This is a genomic window from Streptomyces sp. NPDC001594 (genome assembly GCF_042893675.1).
In the GTDB taxonomy this organism is placed as follows: domain Bacteria; phylum Actinomycetota; class Actinomycetes; order Streptomycetales; family Streptomycetaceae; genus Streptomyces.
The window spans coordinates 198,575-221,388 of the sequence record NZ_JBIAVB010000010.1 but is presented as its reverse complement, the minus strand read 5'-3'; the positions used below and the strand labels follow the sequence as shown (position 1 = coordinate 221,388).

21 protein-coding genes are annotated in these 22,814 nt (G+C 71.6%); 17 read left to right on the top strand and 4 right to left on the bottom strand.

The annotated features are described in order from the left end of the window. The first annotated feature begins 270 nt into the window (after positions 1-270). The 5 genes from ACFY0O_RS21315 to ACFY0O_RS21295 all read left to right on the top strand — a co-directional run bounded on the left by ACFY0O_RS21315 (position 271) and on the right by ACFY0O_RS21295 (position 5,677). Positions 271-1,521: an ATP-grasp domain-containing protein gene (locus ACFY0O_RS21315; RefSeq protein ID WP_388948627.1), complete on the top strand. Its 1,251-nt coding sequence runs from the start codon at positions 271-273 to the stop codon at positions 1,519-1,521. Between the two features lie 162 nt (positions 1,522-1,683). Then, positions 1,684-2,946, top strand: coding sequence for an NAD(P)-binding domain-containing protein (locus ACFY0O_RS21310; RefSeq protein ID WP_358897266.1), 1,263 nt, complete (start codon positions 1,684-1,686; stop codon positions 2,944-2,946). A gap of 12 nt (positions 2,947-2,958) precedes the next feature. After that, positions 2,959-3,285 (top strand): hypothetical protein, encoded by a 327-nt coding sequence (locus ACFY0O_RS21305; RefSeq protein ID WP_388948625.1) that lies wholly within the window; start codon positions 2,959-2,961, stop codon positions 3,283-3,285. Between the two features lie 14 nt (positions 3,286-3,299). Continuing rightward, positions 3,300-5,387, top strand: coding sequence for a SpoIIE family protein phosphatase (locus ACFY0O_RS21300; RefSeq protein ID WP_388948622.1), 2,088 nt, complete (start codon positions 3,300-3,302; stop codon positions 5,385-5,387). A gap of 113 nt (positions 5,388-5,500) precedes the next feature. Then, positions 5,501-5,677 (top strand): hypothetical protein, encoded by a 177-nt coding sequence (locus ACFY0O_RS21295; RefSeq protein WP_388948619.1) that lies wholly within the window; start codon positions 5,501-5,503, stop codon positions 5,675-5,677. A gap of 39 nt (positions 5,678-5,716) precedes the next feature. Here the strand turns inward: ACFY0O_RS21295 and ACFY0O_RS21290 are convergent, their stop codons facing one another. Further along, positions 5,717-6,157: a DUF6299 family protein gene (locus ACFY0O_RS21290; RefSeq protein WP_388948616.1), complete on the bottom strand. Its 441-nt coding sequence runs from the start codon at positions 6,155-6,157 to the stop codon at positions 5,717-5,719. A 187-nt stretch (positions 6,158-6,344) separates the two neighbouring features. On the opposite strand from ACFY0O_RS21290, the gene ACFY0O_RS21285 reads away from it, so the two are divergent. After that, the gene (locus ACFY0O_RS21285) at positions 6,345-6,956 is read left to right on the top strand and encodes a DUF4352 domain-containing protein (protein ID WP_388948613.1); all 612 of its coding nucleotides are present in this window, start codon (positions 6,345-6,347) and stop codon (positions 6,954-6,956) included. A 57-nt stretch (positions 6,957-7,013) separates the two neighbouring features. Beyond that, positions 7,014-7,508, top strand: coding sequence for a DUF5949 family protein (locus tag ACFY0O_RS21280; RefSeq protein WP_388948612.1), 495 nt, complete (start codon positions 7,014-7,016; stop codon positions 7,506-7,508). Between the two features lie 80 nt (positions 7,509-7,588). Here ACFY0O_RS21280 and ACFY0O_RS21275 read toward each other — a convergent pair whose 3' ends face one another. Both ACFY0O_RS21275 and ACFY0O_RS21270 read right to left on the bottom strand, forming a co-directional pair. Beyond that, positions 7,589-8,845 carry a cytochrome P450 gene (locus tag ACFY0O_RS21275; protein WP_388948609.1) on the bottom strand — a complete coding sequence of 419 codons (1,257 nt, stop codon included), beginning with the start codon at positions 8,843-8,845 and terminating at the stop codon, positions 7,589-7,591. Between the two features lie 93 nt (positions 8,846-8,938). Then, positions 8,939-10,108 (bottom strand): low temperature requirement protein A, encoded by a 1,170-nt coding sequence (locus ACFY0O_RS21270; RefSeq protein WP_388948607.1) that lies wholly within the window; start codon positions 10,106-10,108, stop codon positions 8,939-8,941. Positions 10,109-10,328: 220 nt separating this feature from the next. Here ACFY0O_RS21270 and ACFY0O_RS21265 point away from each other — a divergent pair, with 220 nt between their 5' ends. The 10 genes from ACFY0O_RS21265 to ACFY0O_RS21220 all read left to right on the top strand — a co-directional run bounded on the left by ACFY0O_RS21265 (position 10,329) and on the right by ACFY0O_RS21220 (position 22,214). After that, on the top strand, positions 10,329-11,735 hold the full coding sequence (locus ACFY0O_RS21265) for an MFS transporter (RefSeq protein ID WP_388948604.1): 1,407 nt from the start codon (positions 10,329-10,331) through the stop codon (positions 11,733-11,735). 329 nt (positions 11,736-12,064) lie between these two features. Continuing rightward, complete coding sequence (gene pflB / locus ACFY0O_RS21260) at positions 12,065-14,335, top strand: formate C-acetyltransferase (RefSeq protein WP_388948602.1); 2,271 nt, start codon at positions 12,065-12,067, stop codon at positions 14,333-14,335. Positions 14,336-14,493: 158 nt separating this feature from the next. Continuing rightward, positions 14,494-15,330, top strand: a complete 837-nt coding sequence (pflA, locus tag ACFY0O_RS21255; protein ID WP_388948599.1) for a pyruvate formate-lyase-activating protein — start codon at positions 14,494-14,496, stop codon at positions 15,328-15,330. A gap of 67 nt (positions 15,331-15,397) precedes the next feature. Beyond that, complete coding sequence (locus tag ACFY0O_RS21250; protein WP_388948597.1) at positions 15,398-16,498, top strand: MFS transporter; 1,101 nt, start codon at positions 15,398-15,400, stop codon at positions 16,496-16,498. Further along, the gene (locus tag ACFY0O_RS21245) at positions 16,495-18,813 is read left to right on the top strand and encodes a molybdopterin oxidoreductase family protein (protein ID WP_388948595.1); all 2,319 of its coding nucleotides are present in this window, start codon (positions 16,495-16,497) and stop codon (positions 18,811-18,813) included. Before ACFY0O_RS21250 ends, ACFY0O_RS21245 begins: the two co-directional genes overlap by 4 nt. A gap of 7 nt (positions 18,814-18,820) precedes the next feature. Continuing rightward, positions 18,821-19,420 carry a 4Fe-4S dicluster domain-containing protein gene (locus ACFY0O_RS21240; RefSeq protein WP_045946573.1) on the top strand — a complete coding sequence of 200 codons (600 nt, stop codon included), beginning with the start codon at positions 18,821-18,823 and terminating at the stop codon, positions 19,418-19,420. Continuing rightward, positions 19,417-20,082, top strand: coding sequence for a ubiquinol-cytochrome c reductase iron-sulfur subunit (locus ACFY0O_RS21235; RefSeq protein ID WP_388948592.1), 666 nt, complete (start codon positions 19,417-19,419; stop codon positions 20,080-20,082). Before ACFY0O_RS21240 ends, ACFY0O_RS21235 begins: the two co-directional genes overlap by 4 nt. Further along, the gene (locus ACFY0O_RS21230) at positions 20,079-20,447 is read left to right on the top strand and encodes a hypothetical protein (RefSeq protein ID WP_358894622.1); all 369 of its coding nucleotides are present in this window, start codon (positions 20,079-20,081) and stop codon (positions 20,445-20,447) included. The genes ACFY0O_RS21235 and ACFY0O_RS21230 overlap by 4 nt, the downstream gene beginning before the upstream one ends. A gap of 2 nt (positions 20,448-20,449) precedes the next feature. Next, positions 20,450-21,877: a NarK family nitrate/nitrite MFS transporter gene (locus ACFY0O_RS21225; RefSeq protein ID WP_388948589.1), complete on the top strand. Its 1,428-nt coding sequence runs from the start codon at positions 20,450-20,452 to the stop codon at positions 21,875-21,877. Positions 21,878-21,986: 109 nt separating this feature from the next. Then, positions 21,987-22,214, top strand: coding sequence for a hypothetical protein (locus ACFY0O_RS21220; RefSeq protein ID WP_388948587.1), 228 nt, complete (start codon positions 21,987-21,989; stop codon positions 22,212-22,214). A 13-nt stretch (positions 22,215-22,227) separates the two neighbouring features. Here the strand turns inward: ACFY0O_RS21220 and mscL are convergent, their stop codons facing one another. Then, entirely contained in the window at positions 22,228-22,728 is a 501-nt protein-coding gene (mscL, locus tag ACFY0O_RS21215; protein WP_388948585.1) for a large conductance mechanosensitive channel protein MscL, read from the bottom strand. Positions 22,729-22,814 lie beyond the last annotated feature (86 nt).

The following is a 22,814-nucleotide window of genomic DNA, read 5'->3' as shown; positions in this document are numbered from 1 at the left end:
ACCGGTGTGCTTGCCACAGACGTTAGACATCACATCTGACGAACGGCCTGTCAGGTGGCCGCCGCCTAGGCCATTCGCAGCTGCGCATCCATCCTGTTTGGTCCGACTAGGTGAAAGTCCGTTTGTATGTACGCGTTCGACGGCCAAGTGCCCGCAGTTCTGCTCAGACTCGATCGCAATCCGTTCCACCACGGAACCCTGGGCGCCGTCAGATCCCTCGGCCGCCGGGGCGTGGAGGTCCATGCCGTCGTCGAAGCCGGAGGAGGTCCCGTGGGTCGCTCGCGGTACCTGCGCGCCACGCACCCCGGGCCGGCCGGCGGACTGGACCCGGAGGCGCCCGAGGCGCTCCTGGAGTGCCTCGTCGGGGTGTCGGAGCGGATCGGCCGGCCCGCCGTGCTCGTCGCCATGGACGACCTGAGCGCCATCGCCGTGTCACGGGTGGCCCCGATGCTGACGGACCGATTCCGGATCCCCCATCAGCCGGACGACCTGCCCGCCCGGGTCGCGGACAAGGCGGAGCTGTCGCGGCTGTGCGCCCGCTGGGACGTCCCGCACCCGGAGACGGTCATCCCGCAGAGCGCGGCCGAGGCGGCCCGGGCCGCGTGGACGCTGGGGCTGCCGGTGGTCGCCAAGTGGAGCAGGCCGTGGCTGCTGCCCGCCGGGACCGGGCTGCGCAGCACCACGCTGGTGGACAGCGCCGCCGGGGCGCGGGAGCTGTACGCGCGCTCCGCCGAGGCCGGGAGCCCGCTGCTGCTCCAGCGCTTCCTGCCCGCCGGGCCCGACACCGACTGGTTCTTCCACGGGGCCTTCGGGCGGGGCGGGCGGCCGCTGCTGGCCGGGTCGGGCCGCAAGGAGCAGGCGTGGCCGGTCCGGGCGGGGCTGACGGCGGTGGGGCGGTGGCTGGCCGACCCGGCGGTGGAGGAGTCGGGGCTGCGGCTCGCCGAACGGCTCGGCTACCAGGGGATCCTGGACCTCGACTTCCGCCGCGACGAGCATGGCGAGGCCCGGCTGGTGGACTTCAACCCGCGGCCGGGGGCGCAGTTCCGGCTGTTCGCGGACGACGCGGGACTGGACGTGGTCCAGGCGATGTACCTGGACCTGACGGGGCAACGGGTCCCGGAGCCCGCGGGCGGTCCCGGGCGGGTCTTCGTGGCGGAGAACTACGCCCTGCTGGCGTCGGTGCGCGGGCGCTCGCTGCCGCGGCTGAGGGGCGCGGGCGCACGGGTGGAGGCCGCCTGGTTCGCCGCCGACGACCCCGCGCCGTTCCTGGCGATGCTCTGCGCCCTCCTGGGCCGGGGCCTGGGCAAGGGCGTGCGCCTCCTGCGCGGCGTCCCGGCCCAGGGGCGGCGCACCGTCCGCGCCGTGCGGGCCCCGCGCCAGCGCGGCGGCGGCGGGCGGGCGCGCGGGGACGGCCTCCCGGAGGCCGGCCCGGCGGTCGTCCGGCAGGGCGCGCCGGCGGTGCCCGCGCCCCCGGGGTCCCCGCAGGCACCCGCGGAACCGGACGAGCTGGTGTCGCGATGACCGGGCCACGGGCGCCCCGGCGACCGGGTGACGGGTGCCTCACGGGACCCGGGACGTAGTGGTGCACGCCGGGGTGACGGTGCTCCGGTGACCTGGTGACGGGCCGTCACGCTACGGCGTGGCGGTGGTCGTGCTGGAGGAAGAGGAGCGGCCGTGAGGCGGATGGACGATCTCGTGGTGGTCGGCGCGGGCCCGTACGGGCTGTCGATCGCCGCGCACGCGGCGGCGGCCGGGCTCGGCGTACGGGTGCTGGGCCGGCCCATGGCCTCCTGGCGCGACCACATGCCCGAGGGCATGTACCTCAAGTCCGAGCCCTGGTCCTCCAACCTCTCCGCCCCCGGCGGCCGCCACACCCTCGCCGAGTACTGCGCCGGCCTGGGCCTGGCCGCGGAGCACGGCAGCCCGCTGCCCATCGGCACCTTCAGCGCGTACGGGCTGTGGTTCGCCCGCCACGCCGGCCTGCCCGAGGTGGAGGAGGTCACCGTCACCGAGGTCGCCCCCGAGGGCGACGGCTTCCGGGTGAGCACCGCCGAGGGCCCGCCGCTCCTCACCCGCACCGTGGCCCTCGCCGTCGGGGTGATGCCGTTCACCCACTACCCCGAGGCCCTGCGCGACCTGCCCCCGGCCCACTACTCGCACAGCAGCGGCCACCGCGACCTGTCCCGCTTCGCCGGGCAGGACGTGGCCGTCCTCGGCGCCGGGCAGGCCGCGCTGGAGACCGCCGCCCTGCTGGCCGAGTCCGGGGCCCGGCCCTGCCTGGTGGCCCGGCGGTCCCGGCTGAACTGGAACACCGTCCCGCAGCCGCTGCGGCGACCGGCGCTGCGGGCCCTGCGCGACCCGCACAGCGGGCTCGGCACCGGCTGGCGGAGCTGGGTCTGGTCGGAGCTGCCCTGGGCGGTGCGCGGGCTGCCCGCGCCGACGCGGGAGCGGATCGCCGCCACGGCCCTGGGGCCGGCCGGGGCGTGGTGGCTGCGGGACCGCTTCGAGCGGCGGGTGCCCGCGCTCATGGGGCACCGGCTGCACCGGGCGGTGGCGGTGGGCGGCCGGACCCGGCTCGGGCTGACCACGGCCGCGGGGGAGTCCGTCGTCCTGGACACCGCGCACGTCATCGCCGCCACCGGCTTCACCCCGCGCCTCGCCCGGCTGGAGCTCCTCGACGCGGGGCTGCGGGGCGCGCTGGCGACCGTGGGGGAGGGGGACACCCCCGAGCTGAGCCCCGGTTTCGAGTCGTCGTGGCCGGGACTGTTCTTCGCGGGGCTGCTGACGGCTCCCTCATTCGGACCTTCCATGCGATTCGTGCACGGTGCGGGCTTCACGGCGGGGAGACTGGTGAAGGGAGTCCGCAAACGCCTCGGCGTGCGGGGCCCGGCCGGTCCGGGCGTCCGCCGGACATCCGGAGACGTAGCTACGCTGAGATCCACCTGAGAGGGGTCCGCGATGGACGCGGAGCGAGCACAGGGCGGCCGTGGCTGGGTGCGCATCCCCGCCAGCCGGGGAGAGCAGCCCCCGCCGGCGGCCACGGGCAAGCCGCACGGGCAGGGACAGCACGGGGCGTACGGCGGCGGCCAGAACGGCGCGTACGGCTCGGGTCAGGGCGGCGCGTACGGCTCAGGCCGCCACGGCTCCGGACCGTACGCCGGGGACCCGGCGGAGATCTACCTCTCCCTCGTCAAGCGCTGGCGGGAGGCCGGGCGCACCCTTCCGGGGCATCCTGACGAGGAGTGGGAGCGGCTGATCTCGCAGCCGTGCTGGCCCGGCCGTTAGGTGGTGTGTGTCTGGTGGCAGCGGCGGAGCGGGACGGCCGGGGGCAGGGCGCGCCCCGCCCCCTGACGGGCCCCGGGGAGCGGCTCGCGCTCAACGGCATGGGCAGCTTCGAATGGGACCTGGACAGCGGCACCCTCGTCCTGGACGAGGCCGGGCTGTCGGTCTTCGACTTGGAGCCCGACGAGTTCGACCACACCCCCCGGGGCCTCGGCCTGCGCATCCCGGCCGACGACTCGGCCCGCCTCCAGGACACCGTGGACGGAGTGCTCGGGGGCGGCGGGGAGACCTACGGCTCGTACTTCACCGTCCGCCGGCGCGACGGCCGCGACCAGTGGACCCACACCCAGGGCCGGATCCTGCGCGACGCCGACGGCAGGGCCCTGCGGATCGTCGGCATCGTCCGCGACGCCACCGCGGAGCTGGCCCACGCCACGGTGCTGCGGAAACTGGAGAACGCCCGCATCCAGCAGGCGGCCATCGTCCAGCGCACCACCGAGGCGCTGTCGCGGGCCGTGACCGTCGACGACGTGACGGCCGCCCTCACCGGCGCCGGCGCCCTGGAGCGGCTCGGGGCGGACGGGCTGGCCCTGGGCCTCGTCGAGAACGACGCCATCAAGATCATCGCGCTGAGCGGGGAATCCCTGGAGATCCTCGACGAACGCAAGTTCACCCGGCTGGACGGCTCCCTGCCCCTGTCGCAGGCCGTGATCACCCGCCAGGCGCGCTTCGTCACCTCCCTCACCACCCTCGCCGACGAGTTCCCCCTGCTGGCCGACTACCTGCGCCGCATCCGCTTCGACGCCGCCGCCTACCTGCCGCTGATCGCCCAGGCCCGGGCCATCGGCGGGCTCGTGCTCTTCTACCGGCGGCGCACCGAGTTCAGCCCCGAGGAGCAGAACCTGTGCCTGGGCCTGGCCGGCATCGTCGCCCAGTCCCTCCAGCGGGCCCTCCTCTTCGACCAGGAACGCGAGTTCGCCACCGGCCTCCAGGCCTCCATGCTCCCGCGCCGCATCCCCGAGATCAGCGGCGGGGAGATCGCCGTCCGCTACCACTCCGCGTGGAGCGGACGGGAGGTAGGCGGGGACTGGTACGACGTCATCTCCCTGCCGCGCGACCGCGTCGGGATCGTGGTGGGCGACGTACAGGGCCACGACACGCACGCCGCGGCCATCATGGGCCAGCTGCGCATCGCCCTGCGCGCCTACGCCGGCGAGGGGCATCCCCCGTCCACCGTCCTGGCCAGGGCCTCCCGCTTCCTCGCCGAACTCGACACCGAACGCTTCGCCACCTGTATGTACGCACAGGTGGACCTGGAGACCGGAGGCGTACGGGCGGTCCGCGCGGGCCACCTCGGCCCGCTGATCCGGCACACGGACGGCCGTACCGGCTGGCCCAACGTGCGCGGCGGCCTGCCGCTGGGGCTGGCCTCGGCGTTCGGGGAGGAGGAGTTCCCCGAGACCCGGCTGGACCTGGTGCCCGGCGAGACGCTCGTCCTGTGCACCGACGGCCTCGTCGAGGAGCCCGGCTCCACCATCACCGCCGGCATGGACGCGCTGGCCCACGCCGTGCGCAGCGGCCCGCAGAGCCCCGGGGAACTCGCCGACCACCTCTCCGACCGGCTCTGGGAGCGCTGGGGCTCCGGCGACGACGTCGCCCTGCTCGTCCTGCGGCGCGCCCCCGACCCGGGCACGCACCGCGCACCCCGGATCCACCAGTACGTCCACCAGGCCGACCCCGAAGGCCTCTCCGAGGCCCGCTACGCCCTGCGGCAGGCCCTGCGCGACTGGGGCATGGGCGAACTGGCCGACGACGTCGAGCTGGCGGCGGGGGAACTGCTGGTCAACGCACTGCTGCACACGGACGGCGGGGCCGTGCTGACCATGGAGGTGCTGCCGGAGCCGGTGCGGCGGATCCGGCTGTGGGTCAAGGACCGCTCCAGCGTGTGGCCGCGCCGGCGCACCCCCGGCGAGGCGGCGACCACGGGGCGCGGGCTGCTGCTGGTGGACGCGCTGGCCACGCACTGGGGGGTGGAGTCCCGGGGCGACGGCAAGGCCGTGTGGTGCGAGTTCGACGCGGACGGAGCCCCGCGCGGCACGGGGTGAGCGCGCAGCTCCGTGACCGGACGGTCACCCCGGGTTGTGGGGAGCGGGGAGCGGAGTCATGATTCGGCCATGAAACCGAAGCGTGGTCTTCCGCGCGGCCGTCGGAACGAGCCGTGCGCCGCCTGAGCAGGGGCACCGTCACGGGCATCGTGATAACGCTCCTGGTGCTGCTCCTGGCGGCCGGGGGGCACGCGGTCGTGGACCGGACGACCGGGCGGCCGCACAGCGGGCCCGGCTGCCAGGCGGTCGCGTTCATGTCGATGACGGGTGTCGCGCCGGAGTGCCGGTAGCGGCGGCTACCGGACCCCGCCCGCGGACCGTCATCCGCGCTACGGGTGGTCGACGACCACCTCGATGTCCTGCCGGTCCTGTGCGACCGTGCTGAGCGCACGCGGCATCAGCCCGGCCATGTGGATCTCCTGGAGCTCCGCGACGGCGCGCGCCGGGCCCTCGTGCAGGCCGGCCGTCAGCGGGCTCACGGCCTTCCAGTGGTGCTCCCGGCCGTCGCAGAACACCTCGCCGGCGCCGATGCTCAGCTGGTTGCCGTCCTGGACGACGGTGGCCTTGATCTGCACCGACCCCGACGTCGGGGAGAGCTCGCAGTGGTAGGTGCCGGAAAGGACGACCTCGCCCTGCCGGTTGACGTGGGCCTGCGGCCTCATGGAAATTCCCTGGTGGAAAACGGTGGCCAGGGCGGGCGTGGCGAAGAGGGCGGTCGCGGCCAGGGCGGAGAAGGCGGTCAGGGCCATTCGGCGGGCGGGGGTGCGCATTTTTCCTCCGGGTGGGTGGGGGCGGCGGGATTCCGCCGGAACGCATTGTGCTGGCAGTCGGCGGCCAACTCGCTCCGCGCGCTCGTGTCGGTGTGTGCAATTCCCCGCTCGGGCGCGTGAGACTGGCCGAAAGACATCTCCGGCAAACGCCACCTTCCCTTCCGCAGAACCCCGAAGGGGTCCCCGTATGCGTCAGACCGCCTCCGTCCTCGCCGCCGCCGTCCTCCTGCCCGCCCTGCTGCTGACCGCCACCGCCTGCCAGAGCGCCACCGAGGGGGCGGGGGCCGCCCCCGCCGCGGCGCCCGCCGTCCCCGTGGACGACGGTGCGCCCGGCGCCGACGAGGAGCCCGCCGGCCCGGACCGTGCGGCCGCGGCGGGCGCCGCGAAGGATGCCCATGTGGGTGACTCCGTACGGGTGCAAGGGCAGGCGGTGGGTCGACACCTCCAGGTGGTGCTCGGCGCGTTCGTGGACCCCGCGGTCAGCGTCGAACCCAACTACGCGCCGCCCGCCGGCAAGCGCTGGGTGGCCGCCTCCATGTCCTTCGTCAACGTCGGCGGGGCCTCGTACGGGGCACTCGGGCGCATGTGGGCGTACGACGGCGCGGGCAAGCGCCACCCGATGGTGCGCACCGGGGAACTGACCACCGGCAAACCACTCGTCTTCGATTCCCTGGCGGTCGGCGAGCGGGCCGAAGGATGGGTGGTGTTCGAAATCCCGGAAAACCAGCGCATTGTGCGGCTCCAGTACCAGGACGCGAACACGCGGCCGAATTCCGGAGGGGGATTCTGGGCCGTGTAGCCCGCCCGGGTGAAAGGCCGTGAAAGGCCCGGGCGGGAGAGCACTAAGGTGCGGCGCATGACTTCAACGCAAGCCGAAACAGACCGCTCCCTGCTCGGCACCCTTTCCGTTCTCGCCTGGATCGGTGACCCCTCCGAGGGGCACGACGTCCCGTACCTCATCGCCTACACCCTCGGCGACGGCCCGCAGGGCCGCGAGGGCAGCGAGGCGGCCGCCCGCGGGCTGCTGGAGGAGATCGGCCTGCAGATCGGCGACGTGGTCATGGACGGAACGCGCAACCCGCGCACCTTCCCCGTGCAGATCCTGCTGGCCGACGACCAGATCGCCCTGACCATGCCCGGGCTCAACGCCACCTGCACCGCGCCGCCCGAGTGGGTCGCCGCGGCCGGCGAAAGCGGCCAGGCCTACTTCCTGTTCGCCACCCGCGCCTGGCCCGAGGCCGTTCCCGGCCAGGTGGTGACACCAGAGCTGCTCCAGGGCTTCGCCGGGGACGAGGCGGTGCTGACCGGCAGCGCCCACTGCGTCCTCACGGTGCAGACCCTGCAGAAGTAGCCGCGGCGGCGGCCGCCGCGCTCCGGCCGCCGGGCTCCCAGCCTGCCCGACGGCCGGCCCCTTTTCCCGGGCCCCTCCGGTCAGGGCGCCTCGAAGGCGAACCGCAGCGAACGGACGCGGTTGTCGAAGTTGGACCCCGCCAGATCCGGCAGGCCCACCGCCCGCAGGCCCACGGGCCGGGTCAGCAGCTCACGGAACAGGGCCTTCATCTCCACCCGGGCCAGGTGCGCGCCCAGGCAGAAGTGCGGGCCCCCACCGCCGAAGCCCAGATGGGGATTGGGCGAGCGGGTGATGTCGAAACGGTCCGGGTCGGGGAAGACCGCCTCGTCGCGGTTGGCGGAGGCGTAGTACAGCACGACCTTGTCCCCCGGACCGAACGCGCGGCCGCCCAGGGAGTATTGGGCCGTCACCGTCCGGCGGAACTGGATGATCGGCGTCGAGTGCCGGATCATCTCGTCCACCGCCCCGTCCGCGTACTTCTCGAAGTCCGAGAGCAACAGGTCCCGTTGGTCCGGGAAGTCGGTCAGTAGGGTCAGCCCGTGCGTGATGGCGTTGCGGGTGGTCTCCACCCCCGCCACCATCAGCAAGCTGAAGAAGGCCCCCAACTGCCGGGCACCGAGCGCCTGCCCGTCCACGTTCGCGCAGACCAGAGCCGAGATCAGGTCGTCGGACGGGTTGCGGCGGCGCTCCCGCCCGATGCCCGCCACCATCCGCTGCATCCGCGCCAGCGCCCGCAGCCCCCGCCCCGGCATCCGCAGCCGCGACGCCAGCCCCCGCTCCACGCCGATGTTCTCCGAGGCGTGGTTGACCCGGTCGGCGATCTCCGCCCGGTAGCGCTCCGGGATCCCCATCATGTTGCAGATGACCTCCAGGGGCAGCCGGGAGGACACCGCCGAGACGAACTCGTCGGGCCGCCGCTCCAGGACGTCGTCCACGATCTCGGCCGCGACCGCGTGGATGTCCTCCTCCGCCGCCGCCAGCAGCCGCGGTGTGAACGCCCGCTGCACGATCTTCCGCAACTGCGCGTGGTCCGGGCCGTCCAGGTTCACCATCGAGTCCCCGAACAGGGCCCGCACCCACCGCGCCGGCTCCGGCGTGGTCACCCCGGGGGCGCTCGCGAACACCTTCGGCAGCCGGCTGGCCTCCTGCACGTCCGCGTGCCGCACGAGGGCCCAGTGCCCAACCCGGCCGCCGCCCTCCGGGACGAACACGGGGGAGTCCAGCGCGCGCAGCCGGGCGAAGGCCGCGAGACGGTCCGCGGGCGGCCGCTGCCAGAAGCCCGGCTCGGCCAGTTCCCCACCGGGGTCGGTCGCGAGTCTCTGTGAGGGAAGTGTCATCCGAGGTGCCTCTCTGCTGTCGCCCGTCGCGTGGCGTCCTGCGCTGGAGAACGGTGGCGGCGCCGCCCGGGTGACGGCCCCGGCGCCACGGCCTCAGACGGCGGCAGCCGCCGTACGCGCCGAGGTACGCGCCGAGAGGGCCGTCCCCGCCACCACCGCCGCCGTCGCGACCAGCCCCGCGTACAGCACGGCGTACGAACCCGCCCAGGTACAGGCGAGGATCGCCACCGCGGAGACCGGCAGCACCAGCTGCTGGGCAACACCGCTCTTGAAGTGCCGCGAGTGCAGCAGCCACACCGTCAGCAGGAACAGCGCCGCCGGCACGGTCACGGCCGCGTTCGCCGCCACCTGGGAGATGTGCGCCTTGCCGACCGCGTGCTCCACCGCCACCTCGATCCCCGCCCCGATCGCCGCACCCGAAGCGAAGATCAGCAGATGGCCGTAGCCCCACGGGATCGCCTCCCGGTTGGAGTTCAGCCGCTCGTGCATCGGCACCGCGAAGTAGATCCACCACGCGGCGAAGACGATCAGCAGCCCGCCCGCCGCGATCGGCAGCAGCACGGCCAGCGCCTCGTGCTCGTCGATCGCCGACTTCACCGCCACCGTGCTCGCGGCGATCGTCTCGCCCAGCACGATGATGGTGAACAGGCCGTACCGCTCCGCGATGTGATGGGCGTGCCACGGCGTCTGGTGCCCGCTCTCGGCCACCACCGGCACCAGCAGCTCCGCCACCACCAGCACCAGGAACAGCCAGCGCTTCCAGGCGTCCGGCGCGAACAGCAGCGCCACCCACCCCGCCTGGCACAGCAGCAGCCCGGCGGCGTACTTCAGCGCCGCGGCCCGAGCCGCCCCGCTCTCCCCGGCCGCCGCCCGCAGCCACTGCGCCGTCAGCGCCACCCGCATGATCAGGTAGCCGATGACGGCCACCGTCCAGTCGTTCGCGTCGAAGGCCCGGCTCACCCCGGCCGCGTAGACGAGCACCCCGGCGATCTGCACGAGGGTCGTGACCCGGTAGGGCACGTCGTCGCAGTCGTAGGCGGAGGCGAACCACGTGAAGTTCATCCACGCCCACCACACGCCGAAGAAGACGAATCCGTAGCCGGCCACCGCGCTGCCCGGATGCCCCTCCGCCAGCGCGTGCACCAGCCGCTGGCCGGCCTGCGCGATCGCGACGACGAAGCAGAGGTCGAAGAAGAGCTCCAGGGTCGTCGCGGTCCGGTGGACCTCGACGCGGCTGCGGGCGGTCATAGGTACGTACGTCATACCGCCCAGCACACCAGGGGCCGGCCGCCCCGCAGCCGAGGCGCGCGGCCCGCGGCCCCCGGGTACCCCGGGCGGACGCGGGCGACGGCGAACCGACCAACGCACCTCCCGCTCCGGGACCTTGTCCGGCCGCCCGCACGACGTTCGCCCCTGCCGCCCGCCACCCCCGCGGGCAGAGCCTGGAAGGGCCACGACCCTTCTCGACCGTCAGGACGACGCCATGAGCACGGCAACCCAGCAAGCGCCGGAGGTACTGGCCGACCCGGCGCAGTACCGCCCGGGCCGCACCATCACCCAGTGGACGCCCGAGGATCCGTCCTTCTGGCAGTCCACGGGCAGGAGGGTGGCCACCCGCAACCTGTGGATCGCGGTCCCGGCACTCCTGGTGGCCTTCGTGGTCTGGCAGGTCTGGAGCATCACGGCGACCAACCTCAAGGACGTCGGCTTCGGCTACTCCCAGTCGCAGCTGTTCTGGCTGACCGCCGTCCCGGGCATCACCGGCGGCACCGCCCGGATCTTCTACACCTTCCTCGGCCCCATGGTCGGGCAGCGCCGCTTCACGGCCCTGTCGACGCTGGTGCTGATCGTCCCGCTGCTGTGGCTCGGCTTCGCCGTGCAGGACCCGGGCACCTCCTACACCACGATGGTCGCGATCGCCGCGCTCTGCGGCATCGGAGGCGCGAACTTCTCCTCCTCCCTCGCCAACATCGGCTTCTTCTACCCCAAGCGGGAGAAGGGCAACGCGACCGGCATCAACGGAGGCCTCGGCAACCTGGGCGTCTCGGTCGTCCAGCTGCTGACCCCGATCCTGATCACCTCCTCGGTGCTGGCGATCGGCGCGGGGCAGAAGAAGGCGAACGGTTCGGAGATCTACCTCCAGAACGCGGCCTTCGTCTGGGTCCCCGTCGTGGTCGTGCTCGCGGCGGTCGCCTGGTTCGGGCAGAACGACCTCAAGGTCGCCTCCACCCCCTTCAGCCAGCAGAAGATCATCTTTCGGCGCAAGCACAACTGGCTGATGACCTGGCTCTACGTCGGAACCTTCGGCTCCTTCATCGGCTTCGCCGCCGCGCTGCCGCTGCTCATCAAGACCACCTTCCCGGCCTACTCGGTGGCCACCTACGCCTGGATGGGCCCGGCGCTGGGCGCGCTGGCCCGCTGGGCGGGCGGCTGGATCGCCGACCGGCTGGGCGGGGCGCGGGTGACGATCCTGTCCTTCGCGGGCATGGCCGCCTCGATCATCGGCGTGATCAACTTCCTGCCCGGCGGTTCGGGGACGGGTGATTTCCATGGCTTCTTCCTCTGCTTCCTGGCTGCGTTCTTCTTCTCCGGTGTCGGTAACGGCTCGACCTTCCGGCAGATCCCGGTGATCTTCCGGAGCCATCACCTGAAGGGGCTGACGGAGGGCACCCCGCAGTACGCGGCGGCCCTCAAGCAGGCGGAGATCGAGTCCGGCGCGGTGACCGGCTTCACCGCGGGGATCGCCGCCTACGGGTTCTTCTTCATCCCGGCGATGTTCGCCAACTTCGCCGTGACCAGTGCGATGTGGGGATTCGTGGGCTTCTACGCAAGCTGTGTGGTCGTGGCCTGGTGGTTCTACGCCCGGCCCGGCGCAGAAGCCCCCAGCTGACCCGCGCTCCCTTCCGCGCCGGCCCCGCTCCCACGTCTCCATGCTGCGCGGGGCCGCCGGGGAGGGGTGCCGCGATATCCACAGGGGCGGCGATAGATCGGATCATCGTCTTTTCGGGCGCCCCGTGGAGATACTTGTGAATACTTTCACAAGTGCGCGATGGGCCTTGGTCCCCTCCGAAAACCCCAGCTCAAGCGCAGTGAGGCAGGAGCCGGCCGCTCCAGCGGCAGGACCTTCGGGCCGGGAGTGAGGACCATCGCGGCACCAAATGATCGATCAAAAGGCGTGCAATGGAGACAAGCGATGAGGCGACTCGGAAGGTGCCGGCCATGACTGCCACCCCTGCGGAAACCACGATGCACACCGGAGCCTGGAACGGCTTCAAGGGCGGCCTGTGGCGCGACGCCATCGACGTCCGCGACTTCATCCAGCAGAACTACACCCCGTACGAGGGAGACGACTCCTTCCTCGCCGGCCCCACCGAACGCACCACCGCCGTGTGGAAGTCCCTCACCGACAAGTTCCCCCAGGAACGCGAGAAGGGCGTCTACGACATCGCCCACGACATCCCGTCGACGATCACCTCCCACGCCCCCGGCTACGTCGACCGCGACAAGGACCTGATCGTCGGCCTCCAGACGGACGCCCCCCTCAAGCGCGCCATCATGCCGAACGGCGGCTGGCGGATGGTCGCCGGCGCCCTGGACACCTACGGCTACCCCGTCTCCCCGGAACTGGCGAAGGTCTTCACCGAATACCGCAAGACCCACAACGCCGGCGTCTTCGACGCCTACACCCCCGACATCCGCGCCGCCCGCAAGGCCGGCGTGATCACCGGCCTCCCCGACGCCTACGGCCGCGGCCGCATCATCGGCGACTACCGCCGCGTCGCCCTCTACGGCGCCGACCGGCTCATCGCCGCCAAGAAGGAGGAGAAGGACGAGCTGAACGCATTCCCCGCAGCCGGCCGTTCGCTGGAGGAGACCATCCGCCTGCGCGAGGAACTCGCCGAACAGATCCGCGCCCTCGCCGAACTCAAGGCGATGGCCGCGTCCTACGGCCACGACATCTCCGGCCCGGCCGCCACCGGCCGCGAGGCCATCCAGTGGCTGTACTTCGCCTACCTGGCCGCCGTGAAGGAGCAGAACGGCGCAGCCATGTCGCTCGGCCGCACCTCCACCTTTGTCGACATATATCTTCAGCGCGACATCGAGACCGGCCTCCTCACCGAGGAAGCGGCCCAGGAACTCGTCGACGACTTCATCATCAAGCTCCGCATCGTCCGCTTCCTGCGCACCCCGGAGTACGACGCCCTGTTCTCCGGCGACCCCACCTGGGTCACCGAGTCCATCGCCGGCATGGGCGAGGACGGCCGCCCGCTCGTCACCCGCACCTCCTTCCGCTACCTGCAGACCCTCTACAACCTCGGCCCCGCCCCCGAACCCAACATGACCGTCTTCTGGTCACCCCGCCTGCCCCAGGGCTTCAAGGAGTTCTGCGCCCGCGTCTCCATCGACACCTCCTCCGTCCAGTACGAGTCCGACGAACTGATGCGCCCCCGCTTCGGCGACGACACCGCCATCGCCTGCTGCGTGTCGGCGATGCCCGTCGGCAAGCAGATGCAGTTCTTCGGCGCCCGCGTGAACCTCGCCAAGACCCTGCTCTACGCCCTCAACGGCGGCCGCGACGAGCTCTCCGGCGCCCAGGTCGGCCCGCGGACCGCCGCCCCGGCCCCCGGCGCACTCGACTACGACGAGGTCATGGAGCGGTTCGACGAACAGCTGGAATGGCTCGCCCAGACCTACGTCCACGCCCTGAACGTCATCCACTACATGCACGACCGGTACGCCTACGAGCGGATCGAGATGGCCCTCCACGACCGCGACGTCCGCCGCACCATGGCCTGCGGCATCGCCGGCCTCGCGGTCGCCGCCGACTCCCTGTCCGCCATCAAGCACGCCAAGGTCACCCCCGTACGCGACGAAACCGGCCTCGCCACCGACTACCTCGTCGAAGGCGACCACCCGGCCTACGGCAACAACGACGACCGCGTCGACGCCATCGCCGTCCGCCTGGTCGAGGAGTTCATGCGCAAGATCCGCAAGCACGAGACGTACCGCGGCGCCGAACACACCCAGTCCGTCCTGACCATCACCTCGAACGTGGTCTACGGCAAGAAGACGGGCAACACCCCCGACGGCCGCCGCGCCGGCGAGCCGTTCTCCCCGGGCGCCAACCCCATGAACGGCCGCGACACCCACGGCTACGTCACCTCGGCGCTGTCCGTCGCCAAGCTCCCCTACGGGGACGCCGAGGACGGCATCTCCCTCACCAACACGGTCACCCCCGACGGCCTCGGCCGCACCCCCGAGGAACGGATCCGCAACCTCGCCGGCGTGCTCGACGGCTACATGGCGGTCGACGGCTTCCACATGAACGTCAACGTCCTGAACCGCGACACCCTCATGGACGCCATGGAGCACCCGGAGAAGTACCCGCAGCTGACCATCCGCGTCAGCGGCTACGCGGTCAACTTCGTCCGCCTCACCCGCGACCAGCAGCTCGACGTCCTGAACCGCACCTTCCACGGCTCCCTCTGACCACCCGGCCCACCCACGGCCCGCCGACCCCACGGCCCGCCGACCCCACGGCCCGCCGACCCCATCGGCCGGCGGCCCGTGGGACCCCGGCCTCGGCCTCCCGGGCCCACGAGCCCCGCCTCCTTACCGGCCACCGGAACACGTCTGGAGTACCCGCCATGACCGTCCTCTTCGGTACGAGCCTCCCCGTCGGCCCCGCCGCAGCCGCCGGCGCGCCACCCGCCGGCTGCGGCCGCACCCCGGCCGCCGCCGTGACGCAGCGCCCCAGCGAGGGCTCCGTGCACTCCTGGGACCTCTCCACCGGCGTCGACGGACCCGGCACCCGCTTCGTGACCTTCCTCGCCGGCTGCCCGCTGACCTGCCTCTACTGCCACAACCCCGACACCATGCGCATGCGCAGCGGCACACGCACCTCCGCCGACGACGTCATCGCCGAAGCCCGCAAGTACACCCGCTTCATCTCCGCCTCGGGCGGCGGCGCCACCATCTCCGGCGGCGAACCGCTGCTCCAGCCCGTCTTCGCCGGTGAGCTCCTGCACCGCATGAAGCACGAGCTCGGCCTCCACACCGCCCTCGACACCTCCGGCTTCCTCGGCGCCCGCGCCGCCGACGCGCTGCTGCGCGACGTGGACCTCGTGCTGCTCGACATCAAGTCCTGGGACCGCGACACCTACCGGCACCTCACCGGCCGCCCGCTCGAACCCACCCTCGCCTTCGCCCGCCGCCTCGCCGGCCTCGGCAAGGAGGTGCACCTGCGCTTCGTACTGGTGCCCGGCCTCACCGACGCCCGTGACAACGTCGACGGCGTCGCCGCGTTCGCCGCCGGCCTCGGAAACGTCTCGAGGGTCGACGTGCTGCCCTTCCACAAACTGGGCGAGAGCAAGTGGGACGCCCTGGGCATGCCTTTCACCCTCCATGACACGCCCTCACCCACCGCCGGACAGGTGGCCGACGCCAAGGCGGTCTTCGCGGCCCGCGGACTGCACGCCATATGACCCGTCCGGAGCAACCATAAAGGCTGCATAACGGGCTGAAACGGTTCAAACCGCCTAGCGTGGTGCTGTGTCCGAGCCCACAGAAGTACGTGCCGCAGCCCCGCCGCCACCCCCCGGCGCGCCCGAGCCCCCGCCGCCGGCCGGCCGCTCCGTCACCGCACGGGCCACCCTGGCCGGCGCCGCCGTATCCGCTCTGCTCATCATCGCGATCGTGCTCGGCAGCCGGCTCCTGCGGGACTTCGACTCAGCCCTGCTGCCCTACGCCGTCGCCACCGTCTTCCTGGCCTTCGGCGTGGCCTACCGGTACACCGTCTGGGTCTCCGCCCCCGGCGCGCGCCGCCTCTTCAAGAAGGGCTTCGGCAGCTTCTTCTCAGCCGCCAACTTCAAGAAGGCGCCCACCGCCCTGCCCCGGATGATCGCCACCTACCTCGGCTTCCAGAAGTTCCTCGGTGCCCGTTCCCGCTCCCGCTGGGCCGCCCACCAGCTGATCTTCTGGGGCTGCCTGCTCGCCGCCGCGATCACCTTCCCCCTCACCTGGGGCTGGTTCACCTTCACCTCGGGCAGCGGCTCGGGCCCCGGCTACGAGATGCGCATCTGGGGCATCAAGGTCCTCGGTTTCAACTCGCTGAACATCCTCGGCTGGCTGATGTTCCACGGCCTGGACATCGCCGCCGTCCTCGTCATCCCGGGAGCCGGCTACTTCCTGTGGCGCCGGATGAAGGACCGCGGCGCCATCACCGGCCAGCGGTTCGCCTACGACCTGCTGCCGCTGATCTGCCTCATCGTGATCTCGGTGACGGGACTCCTGCTCACGTTCTCGTCGATCTTCCTGCACGGCGGAGGCTACGAGTTCCTCGCCATCCTCCACATGGTGTCGGTCGTCTTCACCCTCATCTACATCCCCTTCGGGAAGTTCTTCCACATCGTCCAGCGGCCGGCAGCCGTCGGCATGCAGCTGTTCAAGTACACCGCCCGCCAGGACGAGCAGATCTTCGCCTGCAAGCGCTGCGGCGAACCCATCGACACCACCCCGTACGTCGAAAACCTGCGCGGCACCATGCGCGACCTCCGCCTCGACTTCAACGCCTTCGTCGAGTACTGCCCCCGCTGCAAGCGGATCCTGCGCGGCAACGCCTACCTGACCCACGTCAAGAAGGGCTTCAAGTGACGGCGACGGACCCCGCGAAGCGGACCCCCCTGCCCCTCGACCCGGCCATCGCCCCGCCCGGCACCCGCAACTTCCGCGACGCCGGCGGCCTGCCCGCCGACCGCTGGCACGCCGACCAGAACGGCGAAACCCTCGTCCCCACCCACTGCTGCTTCTGCGGCGTGCAGTGCGGCATGTACCTGCGCGTCGACCACGGCGGCAAGGTCTTCGGAGTCGAACCCCGCAACCACGACATCAACCGGATGCGGATGTGCCCCAAGGGCCTCAACGCCTACCAGCAGGTCAACCACCCCGACCGGCTGACCGCGCCCCTGATGCGCCGCTCCCGCGACGAGGAGTTCCGGGAAGCCTCCTGGGACGAGGCCCTCGACTTCACCGTCTCCGAGATCCGCCGCATCCAGAGCACCTACGGCAACGACGCCTTCGGGCTGCTCGGCGGCGCCAGCCTGTTCTCCGAGAAGACCTACCTCGTCGGCAAGTTCGCCCGGGTCGCCCTCAAAACCAAGCACGTCGACTACAACGGCCGCCTCTGCATGGTCAGCGCCGCGGGCGCCAACAAACTCGCCTTCGGCATCGACCGCGCCGGCAACCCCTTCTCCGACATCCTGCTCACCGACTGCCTGCTCATCGCCGGGTCGAACGTCGGCGAGTGCTTCCCCGTGATGACCCAGTACCTGTGGGGCGCCCGCGACCGCGGAGCCACCCTCATCGTCGTCGACCCCCGCGAGACGGCCATCGCCCGCACAGCCGACATCCACGTCGCCCTCAAGCCGGGCACGGATGCCGCGTTCTTCAACTCCGTCCTGCACGTGATCGTCGCCGAAGGGCTCACCGACGACGCCTACCTCGCCGCACACACCACCGGCTGGGCCGAGGTCAAGAAGACCGTCGCCGACTACCCGCCCGCCCGCGCCGCCGAGATCTGCGGAATCCCCGCCGCCCAGATCACCCAGGTCGCCCGCGCCTTCGCGACCGCCGGCAAGGCCATGGCCTGGCACGCCCGCGGCATCGAACACCACTCCCAGGGCGTCGAGAACTGCCTGACCGTCATCAACCTGTGCGTCGCCACCGGCAACATCGGCAAACCGGGAGCCGGCTACGGCACCATCACCGGCCAGGGAAACGGGCAGGGCGGCCGCGAGCACGGCCAGAAATCCGACCTGCTCCCCGGCGGCCGCTCCATCACCAATCCGGAACACCGGGCACAGATCTGCCGCATCTGGGGCATCGAGGAGTGCGAACTCCCCGGCGCCGGGACCTCCATGATGGAGATGGTCTGGCAGATGCAGCGCAAGGAGATCCGCGGCCTCATCGGCATCTGCAACAACCCCTTCGTCTCCCTCCCCAACTACGCCGTGGTCAAGGCCGGCTACGACACCGCCGAATTCCACGCCCAGTTCGACTTCTTCCTCTCCGAGACCGCCGCGAACGCCCACGTCGTGTTCCCCGTCACCACCTGGGCCGAGGACGAAGGCGTCATGGCCAACGCCGAAGCCCGCGTCGTCAAACACAACAAGGCCCAGGAACCCCCCGCGGGCGTCCGCACCGACACCTGGGTCATCTGCGAACTCGCCCGACGCCTCGGCGCGGGCGACCACTTCGACTTCCCCGGCTCCCGCGAGGTCTTCGAAGAGCTGCGCATCGCCTCCGCGGGCACCGTCAACGACTACTACGGCATCACCTACGACCGCCTGGACGCCACCGGCGGCATCGCCTGGCCCTGCCCCACCACCGACCACCCCGGCACCCCACGCCTCTTCGAGGACGGCCGGACCTACCACCCCGACGGCAAGATCCACCTGCAGGCCGTGGAATGGCACCCGCCCATGGACCCCTACACCGAGGAATACCCCCTCTCCCTCACCACCGGCCGCACCGTCGCGCACTTCCTCTCCGGCAACCAGACCCGCCGCCTCGGAGCCCTCGTCGAACAGACACCCCGCCCCTGGGTCGAGGTCCACCCCTGCCACGGCTTCCACAGCGGCGACCCGGTGAGGGTGATCACCCGCCGGGGCAGCGAGGTGTTCCCCGCCCTCGTCACCGAGGCCATCCGCCCCGACACCGTCTTCATCCCCTACCACTGGCCGGTCCCGACAGCCGCGAACGCCCTGACCATCGACGCCCTCGACCCCCGCTCGAAGATCCCTGAGTACAAGGTCTGCGCCGCCCGCATCGAGTCGGCCGAACGCGTCGACGACGTCCCGGCACCCCCCACCCCGCCCGGCCAGCAGGCCTACCCGGAGGCCCAGGCCTCGCGCACCGACCCCCTGCCGCCCACGTCCCCGCAGGGCCGTGGCACCGCGGAGAGGAGCTGACGCCGCCATGATGGGCCGCACGATCTTCATCGACCCGGGCCGCTGCATCGGATGCCAGGCCTGCGTCTCCGCCTGCCGCGAATGCGACTCACACCGCGGCAAGTCGATGATCCACCTCGACTACAGCGACCCCGGCCAGTCCGTCGCCTCCCTGCCGACCGTCTGCATGCACTGCGAGGACCCGGTCGCCCCCTGCGCCGAGGTCTGCCCCGCGGACGCGATCCTGGTGACCGCCGACGGCGTCGTCCAACAGGCCGACACCACCCGCTGCATCGGCTGCGCCAACTGCGTCAACGCCTGCCCCTTCGGCGTCCCGAAGATCGACCTGCAGGCGAAGCTCCAGATGAAGTGCAACCTCTGCTACGACCGCACCGCCTACGGCCTGGCCCCCATGTGCGCCACCGTGTGCCCGACCGGCGCCCTCTTCTACGGAACCCTCGAAGAACTCCAGGCCGAGCGCCCAGGCGTCCAGGTCGCCGACTCCTTCGCCTTCGGCGACGTGGTCGTATCCACCGGCGTGGCCATGGTCGTACCCGCCGACAAGGTCCAGTGGCCCGTCCCCGGCGGCCTGCCCGTCGTCGAAGTCAACGGGGTGGATGTGCGATGAGCGTGACCGAACAGCCGGCGCCACAACCCGGCCAGGGCCCCGGCAGCGGCACCGACGGGGACGCCGCCGCAGCGCAGCTGCGCGACCGGATCAGCGCCGACTCCCTGACCACCCGCCGTGACTACCTGCGCATCGTCGCCACCGTCTCCGGCGGCCTCGCCATCGGCGGAGTCGGCGTGGCCGCCGGCATCCTCCACCGGCACGGCGACAGCGAACACCTGCCCGAAGCCAAGAAGGTCACCGACGCACTCGCCCCCGGCCAGTCCGTCGCGTTCCGCTTCCCCGGAGACGAGGACCGCGCCCTCGCCGTCCGGCTCGCCGACGGAAGCCTCGTCGGCTACTCCGCCGTCTGCACCCACCTGGCCTGCGCCGTCCTGTGGCGAGAGGACCGCGGCCCCGACGGCGAGCTGTACTGCCCCTGCCACGAAGGCGTCTTCGACGCCCGCACCGGCGAGGTCACCGCAGGACCGCCGCCCCGCCCCCTCCCCAGGATCTTCCTCACCGAACGTGCCGACGGCAGCGTCTGGGCCATCGCCACCGCCCGGTCGGGAGAGACCGCCAAGGAAGCCCTCTGCCGGCAGTTCGGCGACTCCCGCCCCGAGGCCGCACGGCGCCTGGGCTGCCCCGGTGCGGCCCGCGCCACCGAGAGCAGGCCGACATGAGCGACCCCCAGCTGCCCCCGCGCCCCGAATACCACCCCGGAAGCGCCCAGCCCCGGCTGAACCGCCCCGTGCGCGAGCGGTACCCGCAGATCCGCCCCACCAGCGGCTACGGCGACCCGCGGATCCGGCGCACCGGCCCCGGCCCGGGCGCCGGCACCGAACAGGAACCGGAGCGCTCCTCCAAGCTCAACGCCCGTCTCGTCCTCGCCCTCACGGTCGTCATCGGGCAGCTCTGGGCGCTGACCGTGACCGTCAACGAATGGATGAAGGGCAACACGGCCACCGCCTGGTGGGGAGCGGGATTCCTGATCCTCTCCTTCCTCGTCGTGATCGCCCTGTGGCTCCTCGACCCCAAGGACAGATGACCATGTCCCTTCCGACGCCCACCCCAACCGCGGTCCGCTCCCACCGGAAGGAGACCTACAAGCCGGGTGCCGTCATCGGCGACTGGCGACCCGAGGACGACGGCTTCTGGCAGACCACCGGCCGCAGGGTCGCCCAGCGCAACCTCTGGATCTCCATCCCGGCGCTGATGCTCGGCTTCGTGGTCTGGCAGGTCTGGTCGGTCACCGTGGTCAAGCTGAACGACGTCGGCTTCGGCTTCTCCAAGTCCCAGCTGTTCTGGCTGACCGCCATCCCCGGCATCACGGGAGGCACCTTCCGGATCCTGTACACCTTCATCGGCCCCATCCTCGGCGAGCGGAAGTTCACCGCCTTCAGCACGCTCGTCCTGGTCGCCCCCATGCTCTGGCTCGGCTTCGCGCTCCAGGACACCGGCACCCCCTACTGGGAACTGGCGCTCATCGCAGCCGTCTGCGGCATCGGAGGAGCCAACTTCGCCTCCTCCATGGCCAACATCGGCTTCTTCTTCCCCAAGCGCGAGAAGGGCAGCGCCAACGGCCTCAACGGCGGCCTCGGCAACCTCGGCGTGAGCGTCGTCCAGCTGGTCGCACCCCTGGTGATCACCGCCGCAGTGCTGGGCCCGCCGGCGGGCGGACCGCAGCACGACGCGAAGAAGAACACGGACATCTGGCTCCAGAACGGCGCCTTCCTCTGGGTGCCTCTCCTGGTCATCATGGCCCTGCTCGCCTGGTTCCTGATGAACGACCTCAAGGTGGCCGCGGCCCCCTTCAGCCAGCAGAAGGTCATCTTCACGCGCAAGCACAACTGGCTGATGACCTGGCTCTACGTCGGAACCTTCGGCTCCTTCATCGGGTTCGCCGCCGGCCTGCCCCTGCTCATCAAGAACAACTTCGAGGCGCAGGGATACCAAGCGACCACCTACGCCTGGATCGGCCCCTTCATCGGCGCGCTGATGCGCTGGGCGGGCGGCTGGCTCTCCGACCGGATCGGCGGCGCCAGGGTGACGATGCTGTCGTTCGTCGGCATGGCGGGCGCCCTGATCGTGGTGATCTTCGCGCTGCCGTCGGGCGGGGACCAGGGCAGCTTCTGGGCGTTCTTCGCCGGTTTCCTGGCGGCCTTCGCCTTCTCCGGACTGGGCAACGGGTCCACCTTCCGGCAGATTCCGGTGATCTTCCGGGAGCAGCACATGCGCCAGGCCGAGGGCCAGGGCCCCGAGGCGCAGGCAGCCGCGCTGAAGCAGTCGGAGATGGAGGCGGGCGCCGTCACCGGCTTCTCGTCCGCCATCGCGGCCTACGGCTTCTTCTTCATCCCCGCCATGTTCGCGGCGACCGCCGTCACCAACGCGCTGTGGATCTTCATCGGCTTCTACACGACCTGCCTCGCGGTCTGCTGGTGGTTCTACGCGCGCAAGGGTGCGGAAGCCCCCAGCTGACCCGGGCCAGGGCCGGGGTCGGGGCCGGAGCGGAGGCTGAAGCCGGGGCCCGGGCCGGGGCCCCGTTCCAGGCCGGGGCCCGAGGCCGGGGCGGCCGTACCCTTGAGCCATGAGCACCGCCCCCGCCTCCGACCCGCAGTCCCCCGACCCCGCAGCCGGGGCGAAGCCCGAGGCCGCCCCGGCCCAGAAGCCCAGGCCGAAGCTGGTCTTCGACGACCCGCTCGACCGGCAGTCCTCGGACGACACCGATCGGGGCTGGGGCGAACGGCCGCCCGCCGGCGGAAGCGCGGCCGACCTCGCCCGCTTCCTGGACGAGAAGCCCCCGCACCACATCTGATCCGCCGCGGCGGTCAGACCGCGTCGCGCGCCCCCGGAGTCCTGGCGTTCTCGCCGTGCCCGTTGCGCTGCGAGACCAGGGTGTCCCGGATCTCCTTGAGGACCTCGAGCTCGGTGATCTCGATGGTCTCCTTGACGCCTTCCCTGGCCTTGCGGCGCGCCTCCAGCCGGGACAGGTACTTCGCCATCGGCAGGACCATCAGGAAGTAGACGACGGCGGCGGTGATCAGGAAGCTGAGCGTCGCGTTCAGGACCGAGCCCCACATGATGTTCACGCCGGTCGGCTCGCCCTTGGCGTCCACCCCACAAGGTGCCTTCAGGCACGAGGTGTAGACATCCAGGTTTTTGGTGCCGATGGCGCCCACAAGCGGGCTGATGATGCCCTTCACGATCGAGTTCACGATGTTCGTGAACGCGGCGCCGATGACCACGGCCACGGCCAGGTCCACCACGTTGCCGCGCATCAGGAAGGCCTTGAAGCCCGCCAGGACGCTCTCCTTCTTCTTCTCGCTCACGACTGAGCCTCTCTTCGTCACTGCTGTACACGGAGCCAACGGTTCCGAAAGCTACGGCAGTGATGGCACGCCATGTCCAATCGGCG

Coding starts and splice junctions, on each gene's coding strand:
- ACFY0O_RS21310 (WP_358897266.1), top strand. CDS start 1,684: ATGGACGATCTCGTGGTGGTCGGCGCGGGCCCGTACGGGCTGTCGATC.
- ACFY0O_RS21305 (WP_388948625.1), top strand. CDS start 2,959: ATGGACGCGGAGCGAGCACAGGGCGGCCGTGGCTGGGTGCGCATCCCC.
- ACFY0O_RS21290 (WP_388948616.1), bottom strand. CDS start 6,157: ATGCGCACCCCCGCCCGCCGAATGGCCCTGACCGCCTTCTCCGCCCTG.
- ACFY0O_RS21285 (WP_388948613.1), top strand. CDS start 6,345: ATGCGTCAGACCGCCTCCGTCCTCGCCGCCGCCGTCCTCCTGCCCGCC.
- ACFY0O_RS21280 (WP_388948612.1), top strand. CDS start 7,014: ATGACTTCAACGCAAGCCGAAACAGACCGCTCCCTGCTCGGCACCCTT.
- ACFY0O_RS21275 (WP_388948609.1), bottom strand. CDS start 8,845: ATGACACTTCCCTCACAGAGACTCGCGACCGACCCCGGTGGGGAACTG.
- ACFY0O_RS21270 (WP_388948607.1), bottom strand. CDS start 10,108: ATGACGTACGTACCTATGACCGCCCGCAGCCGCGTCGAGGTCCACCGG.
- ACFY0O_RS21265 (WP_388948604.1), top strand. CDS start 10,329: ATGAGCACGGCAACCCAGCAAGCGCCGGAGGTACTGGCCGACCCGGCG.
- pflB (WP_388948602.1), top strand. CDS start 12,065: ATGACTGCCACCCCTGCGGAAACCACGATGCACACCGGAGCCTGGAAC.
- pflA (WP_388948599.1), top strand. CDS start 14,494: ATGACCGTCCTCTTCGGTACGAGCCTCCCCGTCGGCCCCGCCGCAGCC.
- ACFY0O_RS21240 (WP_045946573.1), top strand. CDS start 18,821: ATGATGGGCCGCACGATCTTCATCGACCCGGGCCGCTGCATCGGATGC.
- ACFY0O_RS21235 (WP_388948592.1), top strand. CDS start 19,417: ATGAGCGTGACCGAACAGCCGGCGCCACAACCCGGCCAGGGCCCCGGC.
- ACFY0O_RS21230 (WP_358894622.1), top strand. CDS start 20,079: ATGAGCGACCCCCAGCTGCCCCCGCGCCCCGAATACCACCCCGGAAGC.
- ACFY0O_RS21225 (WP_388948589.1), top strand. CDS start 20,450: ATGTCCCTTCCGACGCCCACCCCAACCGCGGTCCGCTCCCACCGGAAG.
- ACFY0O_RS21220 (WP_388948587.1), top strand. CDS start 21,987: ATGAGCACCGCCCCCGCCTCCGACCCGCAGTCCCCCGACCCCGCAGCC.